This is a genomic window from Acidobacteriota bacterium (assembly GCA_012517875.1).
GTDB lineage: Bacteria > Acidobacteriota > JAAYUB01 > JAAYUB01 > JAAYUB01 > JAAYUB01.
In genome coordinates this window covers 31,075-44,261 of record JAAYUB010000134.1, presented here as the reverse complement: position 1 = coordinate 44,261, position 13,187 = coordinate 31,075, and the positions used below count along the sequence as shown (strand labels likewise).

At 65.9% G+C, this 13,187-nt stretch carries 7 protein-coding genes; 3 read left to right on the top strand and 4 right to left on the bottom strand.

Annotated elements, in window-relative coordinates:
* Positions 1–1,186: 1,186 nt before the first annotated feature.
* The 4 genes from GX414_13700 to GX414_13685 form a co-directional block, all read right to left on the bottom strand.
* Positions 1,187–2,302 carry a PQQ-binding-like beta-propeller repeat protein gene (locus tag GX414_13700; GenBank protein ID NLI48155.1) on the bottom strand — a complete coding sequence of 372 codons (1,116 nt, stop codon included), beginning with the start codon at positions 2,300–2,302 and terminating at the stop codon, positions 1,187–1,189.
* A gap of 404 nt (positions 2,303–2,706) precedes the next feature.
* Positions 2,707–4,842, bottom strand: coding sequence for a S9 family peptidase (locus tag GX414_13695; GenBank protein ID NLI48154.1), 2,136 nt, complete (start codon positions 4,840–4,842; stop codon positions 2,707–2,709).
* Positions 4,843–4,959: 117 nt separating this feature from the next.
* Complete coding sequence (locus GX414_13690) at positions 4,960–6,399, bottom strand: peptide MFS transporter (GenBank protein NLI48153.1); 1,440 nt, start codon at positions 6,397–6,399, stop codon at positions 4,960–4,962.
* A 4-nt stretch (positions 6,400–6,403) separates the two neighbouring features.
* Entirely contained in the window at positions 6,404–7,648 is a 1,245-nt protein-coding gene (locus GX414_13685) for an MFS transporter (GenBank protein NLI48152.1), read from the bottom strand.
* Positions 7,649–7,951: 303 nt separating this feature from the next.
* Here GX414_13685 and GX414_13680 point away from each other — a divergent pair, with 303 nt between their 5' ends.
* The 3 genes from GX414_13680 (at position 7,952) to asnS (ending at position 13,166) form a co-directional block, all read left to right on the top strand.
* Positions 7,952–9,085 carry a hypothetical protein gene (locus GX414_13680; protein NLI48151.1) on the top strand — a complete coding sequence of 378 codons (1,134 nt, stop codon included), beginning with the start codon at positions 7,952–7,954 and terminating at the stop codon, positions 9,083–9,085.
* A 301-nt stretch (positions 9,086–9,386) separates the two neighbouring features.
* A complete protein-coding gene (locus GX414_13675) occupies positions 9,387–11,804 on the top strand; it encodes a transglycosylase SLT domain-containing protein (protein NLI48150.1) in 2,418 nt (805 codons plus the stop codon).
* Positions 11,805–11,873: 69 nt separating this feature from the next.
* Positions 11,874–13,166, top strand: a complete 1,293-nt coding sequence (gene asnS, locus GX414_13670) for an asparagine--tRNA ligase (protein NLI48149.1) — start codon at positions 11,874–11,876, stop codon at positions 13,164–13,166.
* Positions 13,167–13,187: the final 21 nt, after the last annotated feature.

Here is a 13,187-nt window from a genome sequence, read left to right as displayed (position 1 = left end):
CCTCAGCCAGTTTGCCTTCAGGAGCGAGCGTATCGGACGCCTCACGGCTGGTGTGATCTTTCCCGTCCGCACAGAACACAAGACGTGATTGCATCGCGCTCCGGAAATCAGATATGGCCATATCGTTATCGTCCTTTACCATCCGAACCCATCCGTGTCAACCCGCTCTGCAGCATCCAAAACATGGCGGCGATAACATGGATAGCGGGAGATCAGAATGGGGGTGGCAGTGGCAGTGTTATTTGGAATGTATCGCCAGGTTAAAGCTGGGGTCTGTTCCGCTCCGGCGTGAGCCGGAGCGACCCGCAGGGCGGGTCGGATATGGGTAGCCCCGGGCGCGAGCCCGGGGTGTGCCGGGTCGGTGGGGGAAGGGTCCGACCCGCAACGCGGGTCGAACATGCGACGGACATCCGCGCCCGTCGTACCCCCGTCACCGACGGACCGGATCCACATTCGACCCGCCTCGCGGGTCATCGCCCTCAATCGGCCGGCCGCCAGCCCACCCCAGGTTTCACTCGGGGCTACCCACATTGGACCGGCCTCGCCGGTCCTCGGCGTCCGGCCCCTCGCCGGATCGTGAGGGGCAGGACGTCTGCCGATCATTTCGTCATGGAACGCACGCATCCGGCCCGGAGGGACGGCGGTCAATAGCCTGGGCCGCAGGCCCAGGGGGGGCGACGCATCGCGAGCCGGCCCGCGCCCTGCAGGGGCGCGAGAAAACACGGGGAGGGCGGTTGCGTCGCAACCGGCAGCGGCATGCAGCCCGGACCCACAGGTCCGGGTCGGCGGAGGGGTGGAGCAATCAGCGCTCCGCGGGAGCGACGGAGACGGGTGAATGGGTTGGACCCTTTCAAATCCGTTCGAACATATTAGCAACGCGTGAATCATCGGGCACTGATCCCGATCCATTCCTGTCGCCGCTGGCGCGGCTCGCCCACGCCGTACGGGATCCGCCCCACCCGGGCCTTTCGGCCCGGGCTACACGCCGCAGTTACTGCGCAGCCGGGCCGCCGGCGCCGCCCGACGCGGAAATCAGTGTCATAAGTCTTAAGTCTTAAGTCTGACGTTTGACGTCTCCCGATTCACCGATTCACCGACTCACCGATTCACCAATTTTCCTCACTGTTCACCGTTCACTGTTCACCGTTCACTGTTCTTGGTAGCCAGGGGCTCGCCGTCACGACCATTATTCCAGGGCATAGACGCTGCCACCGCTTCCAAAAAACACCATGCCGCCATGACAACTCGGGTAATTGACCGCCGCATCAGCCTCAAACCGCCACAGCATCTTGCCGCTCGAAGCGCTGAGCGCATAGAGATGATGATCGCCACCGCCCCAGTAGACCACATCGCCGGCGACGATCGCTTTGGAATACGCTTTACCCTCCTTCCGGACGTCCCAGATCAATCGGCCGCTCTTTGCGTCCAGCGCGTAGAGGTGGCTGAAGAGGGTGGTGAAATACACACATCCGTTGTGAATCGCGGGCTCCTTGCTGATCACGCCGTCGGCCTCAAATCTCCATATCTCCTTGCCGGTGGTTGCGTCCACCGCGTAGGCGAAGTGGTCCTGGCTGCAGAAATACGCAATCCCGTCGGCTATGGCCGGCGCATGATAGACATTCTTCGCGGCTTTGAATCGCCAGATCACGGCACGCGCGCTCACGTCAATCGCAGAGACGTATCCGCTCGCGTTGGCCAGATAGATGACATTGCCGCACCGGGAAGGGCTGCAGCACATGGAGTTCTCGGTCTGGAGCTTGAACTTGATCTCGAGGGAGTCGACATCCAACGCATAGAGACTGTGGTCATGACTGGTAAAGAAAACCATCCCGTCATGAACCAGCGGCGGGAAACAAATCGCCCCATCTCGGTTCTCGAGGCGACCATCAGTCTGAAATCGGCGGAGTTCCTTGCCCGAACGCGGATCCAGCACGTAGAGAATGCCCGCTCCGCAGCCCCAGTAGGCCTTGTCGTTGAAGACGGTGGGGCAGCCGGCGACAGTCTGGCCGGCATTGAATCGCCACCTCTCTTTTCCTGATTGAATATCGACGGCGTGAAACCACCCGGCTCCATCCCCAAAAAACAGACAGCCGCCATAGGCCAGCAGCGGCGACGTGACCAGGTCGGCGCCGGTGTCGTATTTCCATTTCAACCCTTTCAGTTCATGCAGCGGCGGCTCGTCGTAGTAGCCCGTATGCGTGACGCCGCCGTTGTAAGTCACCATCTGGGCTACAGCCGCAGATCCTCCAATTCCGAGGAAGAAAGCCACGATGACTGGTATGTACCGGGTACCGAGCTTCATGCTGTCACCCTCCTGTCGCTCTGCTGGATTCGAACCGCTGCTCCAACGTGTGCGCTGGGCGGCCGTCCGTCAGGGCCGTCCGCTCGAGCGAATGGTATTGAACGCCCGTCTCGCAGGCGGGAGGCCGGCGCTATCGATTATTCGAGATTTGCAGGGTCCAGGTTTGCAGGCGCGAGAAAAATATCGGGCAGAGCGTCCCGGCGGAGCCCTCTGCCCGATTCACCGATTCATTCTAATACAACCGACAGCACGTCCCGCCGGCGGCGGGCCAATCATCTCGACTGTCTGGAAATCGGGAGCATCCCAACTCCCATCTCCTAACTCCTACCTGCCACCTCCTATCTCCTCACTGTTTACTGTTCACTGTTCACCGTTCACTTCCGCAGGCGGGACGCCTGCGCCACCTATTCCCCGACCTTCGGCTTCACCCCCATGTTCCAGAACGTGAACGCCCAGGTGTCCGCCTGAAGGTCGAGGCCCTTGGTGAGCGAAGAGGCGCCGTGGCCGGAGCGCGTCTCGATGCGGATGAGCACCGGGTCCGGGCCGGCCTGGCACGCCTGCAGCGTGGCGATGAACTTGAACGAGTGGGCCGGCACCACGCGGTCGTCGTGATCGGCGGTGGTGACCAGGGTGGCCGGATAGCGCACGCCCGGCTTCAGGTTGTGGAGCGGCGAGTACGCCTTCAGGTAGTTGAACTGGTCGGGGTCGTCGCTGGTGCCATACTCCACGGTCCAGCCCCACCCCACCGTGAACTTGTGGAAGCGGAGCATGTCCATCACGCCCACCGCCGGCAGGGCGACTTTGTACAGCTCGGGGCGCTGGGTCATGCAGGCGCCCACGAGCAGCCCGCCGTTGGAGCCGCCGGCGATGGCCAGCCGCTCCGACGAGGTGTACTTTTCGCGGATCAGGTACTCGGCCGCGGCGATGAAGTCGTCGAACACGTTCTGCTTCTTTTCGCGCATGCCGGCCTGGTGCCAGCTCTCGCCGTACTCGCCGCCGCCCCGCAGGTTGGCCATGGCGTAGACGCCGCCGCTTTCCAGCCAGAGCATCAGCGTGGCGCTGAACGACGGTGTCATGCTGGCGTTGAAGCCACCGTAGCCGTACAAGTAGGTGGGGTTGTCGCCGGTGAGCGCCAGCCCCTTCCTGTGCACGATGAACATGGGGATCTTCGTGCCGTCCTTCGAGGGGTAGAACACCTGCTTCGCCTCGAAGCCGGCCGGGTCGAAGGGGAGCTCGGTGCGGCGGAACAGCTCGCTCCGGCCCGTCTTCAGGTCATACTTGAAGATCACCGGTGGATAGGTGAAGTTGGTGAAGGTATAGAACAGGGTCGTGTCCTTCTTCTTGCCGTAGAATCCGCCCGCCGATCCCAGGCCGGGGAGTTCGATCTCTTTTTCCAGCCTGCCGTTGAGGGCGTGCTGGTAGACGCGGGTGGACACGTCCACGAGGTAGGTGCAGAACAGCTTGCCGCCGGCGGTCGAGGCGCCGCGCAGCACGTCCTTCTTCTCGGCGACGACGGTCTGCCAGTTCTCCGGTTCGGGCCGGCGCGGGTCGATCAGCACCACCCGATAGTTGGGCGCCCCGTGGTCCGTGTGGACGAGGAAGCGATCGCCCACGTTGTCGATGATCGAGTAGTTGTACCGGAAGCCCGGGCAGAGCACCTGGAACTGGCTGCCCTTGCGCTTCAGGTCGCGGACGCGCACCTCGTTGCCGTGGGTCCCCTCGGAGCTGGAGATGATCAGGTAACGCCCGTCCTCGGTCACGCTGGCGCCGTGGTAGCGCAGCGGATGCTCGGGGTCCTCGAAGACGAGGCGGTCCTTGTCCTGGGGGTCGCCCAGCTTGTGGTAGTAAATCTTCTGGTTCTCGTTGCGGGCGGTGAGCTCCTCGCCCGACTTGGGAGCGTCATAGCGGCTGTAGTAGAAGCCGTTGCCCCGCCAGGCCGCGCCGGAAAACTTGACCCACTTCAGGTGGTCCGACAGTTCGCGGCGGCTGGCCACGCCCATGACCTTCAACTCGCCCCAGTCGGAGCCGGCCGCCGAGTAGCGGACCACGACGTAGCGGTCGTCCTCGGAGAAACCGGCCAGGCCGGCCCGCGTGGTGCCGTCCTTCGAGAGCGCATTGGGGTCGAGGAAGACCCGGGGCTCGCCGGTCAGGCCCTTCTGGTAATAGGTCACGCTCTGGTTCTGGAGGCCGTCGTTCTTGCTGAAGAAGTAGTAATCGCCCGCCCGGAACGGCGCGCTGTAGCGGGGATAGTTCATCAGCGTCTCCAGTCGCTTGCGGATGGCGTCGCGGTAAGGGATCTTGTCCAGGTAGCCGAAGGTGAGGGCGTTCTGCTCCTGCACCCAAGCGGCCACGGCCGGGGCCTTGTCGTCTTCGAGCCAGCGGTACGGGTCGGCCACCTTCGTGCCGTGGTAGTCGTCCGTCTGGTCCACCGTGGCCGTCTTGGGATACTGGATCGCCGGCGGATCCGCCGCCGGCACGCCCAGGATGCCGGCGGCCGTCAGGATCGCCGTCAGCAGGATGCCGATGGTCGCGTTGCGCATGTCGCCTCCTCAGTCGGAATAAGGTTCGCGGGCCCGACCAGGCCTCGCGGATATTGTCCCACGTATCTCAAGGTGCGCCGGCGGCCGGGTGTCTGCACCGCCGCCGCGCCCGTCGCGTCAGCCCTTCTCCTCCAGCTTGCCGCTGACCCGCCGGCGGGCCAGGAACAGCGCCACCGGCGTGATCATGGCGACGCCGCCGTACACCAGCCACAAGGTCTGGGGATGGCGCAAGCCATCGATGGGCACGAAGCGGGCCAGGAAGAAGCCGGCGTACAGGCTGGTGAGGATCTTGGTCAGGAACCAGGGGAACTGCCCCACGCCCACGTATTCGCCGGTGCGCCCCGCGGGTGCGATCTGGGTGATGAACTGCAGAAAGCGGGGCGACCACATGGCCTCGCCCACCGACATGATCACGATGTACGCGACCAGCAGATAGACGTTGGTGCCGAGCGACAGCAGGAACGTGGGGGCGGCCATCACCAGCGTGCCCAGCATCATCATGCGGTACACCGGCACCTTCGTGGTGAGCGCGGCCACCAGCGGCGTCAGCACAAAGATGAGCAGCGGGCTGAAGTTGACGAAGAACTCCATGTTGTCCCGGACGCCCTGGCCGAAGCAGCGGTCCACGTACTGGGGCAGGGTCAGCCAGTTGTGGGCGAACAGCGTCTGCACCGGGATCAGGACGAAAACAAAAAAGGTGAACTTGCCGTCCCGCAGCGGATGTTGGCGCAGATACTCGCCCAGCGTGCGCCGGGGCCGGCCGGTCCCCTCCGCCGCGGGGGGCGCGCCGGCGGCCGAGTCGCCGGCCAGGATCCGGCGGGCCCGCTCCACCGCGCGCCGGTTCAGCAGGAGCGCCACCACCAGCAGGCCCACCACGGTCAGGGCCACATATACCCAGTACACCCCGAGGATGCCGTAATGGATCTCGCCGCGGGGTCCGGGGCCGGCGGTGGGCGCGTGGGCCTCGAAGAACGCGTTAGTGGCGGCGCGCACCCGGGGCGACAGCAGCCCGGGGAGGAAGCCGCCCAGGTTGTTCACCGCGTACAGCATGGCGAAGCCCATCGCCGCGGTCTTCTCGTCCGTGAAATGCTTGACGGCGGAGAAAATCGCCGGCTGGTACATCCCCCAGCCCACCACTACGCACAGGATCCCCGCCAGCGACACCAGGAACAGCGGCGATGTCGCGCCGCCGAACCACGGCAGGAACGTGGGACCGGCCGCGAGCAGCGCCCGGCCCACCAGGACGAACGCCATCGCCGCCACCAGCGCCCGGCGGACGCCCCAACGGTCGGGGATGCTGCCGAGGAACAGCATGCCCAGGGTGATGCCGCCTGTGAGCACACCCACCATCCAGTCGGCGGCGTGGTCGTCGAAGCCGAGGAAGTCGTTGTAGTAGATCGCCAGCAGGGCCAGTGTTCCGAAGTAGGCCAGCCCCTCGAGGCAGTAGCTCAGATTGGCCGCCCAGAGGGCCATCGGCGCCTGCACCAGGTTTACGAACGGTTCCACGATCTCGCGCCAGGGGCTCTTCTTCTCGGTGGTCCCGGGGGTTTCCGTCATACCGCTACTCCTTGGGTTGATTGTACGTGGATTTCGGCGCCTGGTTCAGCCCATCGGCCGCGATTGCCTCCTCGGCGCTCACACGCACGAGCAGGGCGGCCGCCGCGGCGGCCAGGGCGGCACCCAAACCGAATGCGGCCGGAGCGCCCCAGGCCTGCCAGACCAGGCCAAAGACGAGGCTGGCGGGCAGCGCGCCCAGCCCCACCACCGCGTGGTACGACCCGAATGCCGCGCCGCGCAGCGCCGTCGGGGCCAGGTCGGCGACCCACGCCTTCTCCACCGGCTCGGTGAGGCCGAAGTAGATTCCGTACACCATGAACGCGGCGACGAGCCCGGGCATGGACGGACCGGCGGCGAAGACCAGGTAGACCGCCGCGTAGACCGCCCAGCCGGCCAGCACCATGCGCCGCCGGCCCAGCCGGTCGGACAGGCGCCCGCCGACATACGTGGCGGCCATCTTCACCACATGGTGGAGCGACCAGAGCACCGCCACCCACGCCTCGGGCACGCCCGACTGCGCCAGTCGCAGCAGCAGGAATGCGTCGGCCGAGTTGCCCAGCGTGAACACCAGCATGGCCAGCAGGAACCGGTGGAACGGGCGCCCGAGGCCACGCCAGTCGCGGCGCACGTCCCATGCGGGCGGCGCGGCGGGCGCGGCGCGCGCCGGCTCCCGAACCCCCGCGACGAGGACGACAAGCACCGCCACGCCGGGGATCGCCGCGAGCAGGAACACCTGGCCCAGCTCCAGTCCGGCGCCCACCAGCAGCGCCGCGGCCGCGAGCGGCCCCACCACTGCGCCGGCGTGGTCCATGGCGCGGTGGAAGCCGAAGGCAGCACCGCGGATTTCCGGCGCGGTCACGTCGGCGATGAGCGCGTCGCGGGGCGAGGTGCGGACGCCCTTGCCCACCCGGTCGGCGAAGCGCATGGCCAGAACAAACGGCCAGGCGCCGGCCAGGCCGATGAGGGGCCGGGCCGCCGCGGAGATCCCGTAGCCGGCCAGCAGCATGGGCTTACGCCGCCGCACCCGGTCGGCCAGGAGGCCGGCGACCAGCTTCAGCGCCGCGGCGGTGGACTCGGCCACCCCCTCGATGAGCCCGATCACCCACGCCCCCGCTCCCATGGTCGTGGCGAGAAACAGCGGCAGCAGCGGGTAGATCATCTCGCTGGACAGGTCGTTGCAGAAGCTCACCACGCCCAGTGCCACCACGGCCGCCGGCAGCCGCTTCAGGTTGGGCGAGGGCTTGTTCATGCGGGACGGGGGCTCCGTAACACGGATTGCAAGATCATCCTCGCGAAGATAATGTCCGGCCGCGGCAAAGTCAAGGCACATCAGAATCGAGGCTAGAGGCTCGAGGCCGGAGGCTCGTTCCCGGCATCGGAACTCGGACTTCGGACTTCGGAAATCGGATTTCTGAGATCGGACCTGGGTCCCGGATTCCAGCATCGCCGGACTCGTATCCAAATGGCCGATCAACCGCTGATTGACATCGGCCGGGTTTTACCATACTTTGAAATGTAAGAAGAAGAATCGCCAACCAGCGGAGGTGACAGGATGAGAATCACGAAAGTGTTGTTCGTCGTGCCCTGTCTGCTGCTCTGGCTGGGCGGCCAGCAACTGAAAGCCAACGAGCGCCAGCGCCTGGTGTTCAACGCGGCGGGCAACATCGGCATGACCGCACTGATCGTCGAATACCAGGGAATCACCTCCGAAAATTCCAACACCATCAACGGCTACATCAACACGGCCATCACCATGCTGAACCAGCTCGCCGACCGGTACTTCGATCCACCCTTCGATTCCGGCCAGATCCGCCGGATCACCGAGTTGCTGCAGCGCTTCCCCCAGGCGACGGAACGCATGAACAACCGGCAGAAGATGGCGTATCTGGAGGGATGCCACTCCAATTTAAAGACGGCGATGTCGACCATCTTCAGGTCCGATCAGGGCTTGCAATCGTTCGCCACCTGCGACACCTACGTCGCCGATCTCGGGTTCCACAGCGGCCAGGCCGTTGCCGCCACCCGGGTAGGGAACAGCTTTCGCCTCGAAATGGCAAGAAGCGGAATCAATCAGGCCCTCACGATGGGACTCACGGTGCGCAACACGCTCGGCTGTTCCTTTCTCACCGAGGATCAGGCGAACAATCTGAATGTTCCAAACCTGAAAACCACTGGGGACTTCAACGCAATGATCAGGACCCTGGAAAACGACGTCCGGCTGGCCAACCTGAACCTGGAACCGGGCTTCGATTCGCCGGCGACAAAGGGAACTTTGGCCGCAAACCAGCGCGTCGATCCGCCGCCGCCGAATCCGCCGACCAATCCAAATGACCTGACCGGCGGCTGGCGGGAGGGCCTGACCGTCATCTCCAGGGAAGGGGGCTATTACGTCGCCCGAAAATATGACGATCACGTTCCGGATTATTACGTGGGGTACCAGAAGGGGATGGTCTTTCTGAAATTCGCCGACCAGCGCAATGCTTCGGGCAATTATTACGGCCAGTTCTTCTGTTTCCGTTACCGCGAACCGGGAATATGGGTCGATGCCGTCATCGAGCACACCTTCAAGCCCGAGAGAGGCCAGGAAACGTTGAAAGTTCATTATCAGCTGGATGGGAAAAAAGCGTGGATCGCCTTCTCGCGTGATCACCGACGAGAAGGGTCGACGCTGGGGAACGCCCCTTAACCGGACATCGGACTTCGGCTATCGAACATCGGAAATCGGAATTCGGACCTGGGTCTCGGGTTCTGAGTCCTGGATCCTGGATTACAGAAACCGGATCTACGTGCCCATCACCAATCCACCCGTTCACCTATTCACCCAGCCATCCATTCACCGATTCAACTGTCCATCGATTCCACCGGTCGCACGACTGGAGGTGGTTGAAGTCCGTGCAAAAAGGGTTGGGCGAAACCGCCGCTTCCATTACAATGAGCGGTTGATCCGGGCGGCTGGTTACAGGCCCGGATCGGTTGATCAATCAATCATGAAAGCACCGGCCGTCCGCTCGTGGATACATTGCCTGTTGTTCCTCGCCCTGCCTTTGGGTGCGGGTGCGTTGCCGCTGCGCGCGTCCATCGGGATTCCCGAAGTGGAGCCGCATGTCCAGGCCGGACGCTGGCCGGAGGCGCTGGCCGAGGTGGCCACCCTGCAGCAGACCGATCCGACTGCGTACCGGCGCGACCGCCTCTACCTGCTGCAGGCCTGGCTGCACGAATCGTCCGGCCAACGCGCGGAGGCAATCGCTCTCTACGCCGCCTGGATCCCCCGCGACTCTCTCTTCGCCGACTACATGCTCGCGGAGCAGGCTCGTCTGCACGACGCGGCGGGGAACCCCGTCGCGGCCCGCAAGTGCTGGTACGCGCTGGTCAAGAGCCAACCGAAGAGCCCCTACAACCCGGACGCCCACTTTCTGCTGGCGGCAAGTTACCGCGACAGCGGCAAGCTCAGCCTGGCGCTGCAGACCTTCCTGAACTGCGCCCACAAGTACAAGTCCCGCCGCGACGAGGCTCGGCTGGCGGCGGCCGGCATCCACGCCCGGCTCAAGCAGTGGGACGCCGCCTGGGGGCTGCTCTGGCCGGCGCTGGCGTCCGGCCGGGCGCGCACCGAGGCGGCCGCGGCGCTGGGTCTGCTCGACAGCGAACCGCTCATGAACCGGGTCCGCCAGTCGGAGGACCGCCTGGCCCGGCTGACGGCGGTGCTGGTGCAGAACCGCGAAGCACGACGGGCGCTCCCGCTGGCCGAGGCGCTCCGCCAACGCTTCCCCCAGTCGGCCAAGCGGCCGCTCTACACCTTCTGGGTGGGCCGCTGTCGCTTTCTCCAGGGCGATTACGCCGCCGCCGCGCAATTCTACGATGAAGCGGGACGCTCCGGCGGCAAGGACCTCCAGGTCCAGAGCCGGCTTGCCCTGGGCCGGACGCTGCTGCTGGCCGGCCGGGAGGCCGAGGCCCTGCCGGTGTACACCGACGGGCTGGAGCTGGCCGACGATGAGGCCACGCGGTCGGATGTCTATGCCGCCCTCTACAACGTCACCCGCCTCACGGGCCCGAGCACGGCGCCGCTCGGCTGGCTGCAGCGGGCTGCCGCCGAATTCAACGGGCGGGAGCGCCGGCGCTTCGAATATCTGGAAGCGCTGTTCCACCTGCGACTAGGGATGCCCAAACAGGCCGTCCCCATCCTCGAGACGCTGCTGCCGCAACTCCCATCCCCCGCCTCCGGCAATCTGCCGGACCGGCTCGAGGCCCGGTTCTTTCTCGGCCTCGCCCTGGAGGGCGCAGGCGATCCGCAGCGGGCGGTGGAGACGTGGACCGCCGAACTGAACCACCGCCACAGCCAGTACGCGTTCCTGTCCATGGACCGGGCGGACGCCGTCCTGGCCAGCCGGCCGGACCTGCGGACGGCGCTCGCCGCCGCGGCCCGCACCCGGGCGGCCGACCTCGCCGCGCAAGGCGACCAGACGGCCGCCTATGAGGAATACGGCCGGCTGTATTTCTTGACCGGCGACGCCGCCGCGTGGCACCGGGGTCTTCAGCAGCTGCCTCGGTACCGGGCGGTGATCACTGCGCTGGCGGACATCCCGTCGCTTCCGACCGATGCCATGACCCCGCCCGCCCCTTCGGCCGTCGACACGCCGGCAGGACGGCTGTTCCGCGCGCGGACCTTCCAACGGCTGGGGCTGGCAGAGCCGGCCGCCCTCGAGTACAGCCGCACGCCGCTGGTGCTCGTGGCGCGGCATACCGGCGACTCCGAACACGACCCGGCCATCCGGCGCGCTGTGACGCTGGCCCGCCTGTTTGAGCGGGCCGGCGCCCCACACCAGGCGTACCGCTGGTCCTACCTGGCTCTGGAGCGCTATCCCGAGGGCACGCCGCTGGCGATGATCAACCCGGAGCTGCTCCGCCTCAGCTACCCGGCGCCCTACCAGGAGGACGTCCGCGCCGCCAACCGCGAGGCGGGTGTCGACCCCAGCCTCATCTACAGCATCATCCACCAGGAGAGCCGGTTCAACCCCCGCGCCCACTCTCCGGTCTCCGCCCGCGGGCTCATGCAGCTCATGCCCGACACGGCCCGTACGGTGGCGGCTCAGAGCGGCATCGAGCTGCCCGACGCCGGTGCCGCCCTGTACCAGCCGGGGCTGAACATCCGGCTCGGCGTCCGCTACCTGCGCCAGCTGCTGGACCGCCTCCAGTCCCCCGCCGCCGCGGCCGCCGCTTACAACGCCGGCCTCGGCCAGGCGGCGTACTGGACGCGCCTGGCCGGCCAGCCGGCCGACCTGTACCTGCCGCCGGAGATCCACTTCCACCAGACCCGCGGCTACGTGAACCACGTGATGGCCAATATGCGGCTCTACCGCCTGGTCCACCCCGAGCTCGCCCGCCTCGCGGAACCCGCCGCCGAGCGCTGATCGGCCATTGTCTTTTGGCGCGTCTTTGATTATCATCGGTGAAATCAGTCACCCCTGCCGGAGGTACCCATGTCCGCGTTCACCATCGAAACCGCCGCCCGGTTCGTCGACCAGACGGTTACTCTCAAGGGCTGGCTGTACAATCGCCGTTCCAGCGGCAAGATCCTGTTCCTGATCGTGCGTGACGGTACAGGCATCATGCAGTGCGTGATGGCCAAAAACAACGTCGCCCCGGACGTGTTCGCGCAGGCTGAGGCGATCGGCCTGGAATCAAGCTTGATCGTCACCGGTCGCGTCCGCGCCGAGGCCCGCGCCGCCGGCGGACACGAGATGGACGTCACCGGCTTGGAGGTGGTCCAGGCGGTCGCCGACTACCCCATCACCAAGAAGGAGCACGGAACCGCGTTCCTCATGGAGAACCGCCACCTCTGGCTGCGTTCTCGCCGCCAGCACGCGGTGATCCGGGTCCGCCACGCCATCATCAAGGCCTGCCGCGACTACCTGGACGCCAACGGCTTCACCCTGGTGGACACGCCCATCTTCACGCCCAACGCCTGCGAGGGCACCACCACCCTGTTCGAAACCCAGTACTTCGACGACACGGCCTATCTCACCCAGAGCGGCCAGCTCTACAACGAGGCGACGGCCATGGCGTTCGGCAAGGTGTACTGTTTCGGCCCCACCTTCCGGGCCGAAAAATCGAAGACCCGCCGCCACCTGATGGAGTTTTGGATGATCGAGCCGGAGATGGCCTGGGCCACCCTCGACGACGTGATGGAACTGGCTGAGAACTTCATCAGCCACATCGTCGCCTTCGTCTTGGACACACGCCGTGAGGAGCTCAAGGTGCTGGAACGAGACACCTCCAAGCTGGAGAACGTCCGGACGCCGTTTCCCCGCCTGGCGTACGACGACGCCGCCAAGATGCTCGAGGGGAAAGGCACCGAATTTGTGTACGGCGGTGACTTCGGCGGCACCGACGAGACCCTGGTCAGCGAGGGGTTCGACCGGCCGGTGATGGTCCACCGCTATCCGGCCGCGGTCAAGGCGTTCTACATGGAGACCGACCCGGCCGACCCCGGCAAGGCCCTCTGCGTGGACGTGCTGGCCCCCGAGGGCTACGGCGAGGTGATCGGCGGCGGCCAGCGCCTGGCGGATCTGGACAAGCTGCGGGCGCGCATCCGCGAGCACGGCCTGCCCGAGGCGGCGTTCCAGTGGTACCTGGACCTGCGCCGCTACGGCACCTGTCCCCACGGCGGCTTCGGCATGGGCATCGAGCGGTGCGTCGCCTGGTTGTGCGGCCTGGAGCACATCCGGGAAACCATCGCCTTCCCCCGCATGCTGTACAAGATCTATCCCTGACGTCGAGACAACCGGGAGGTC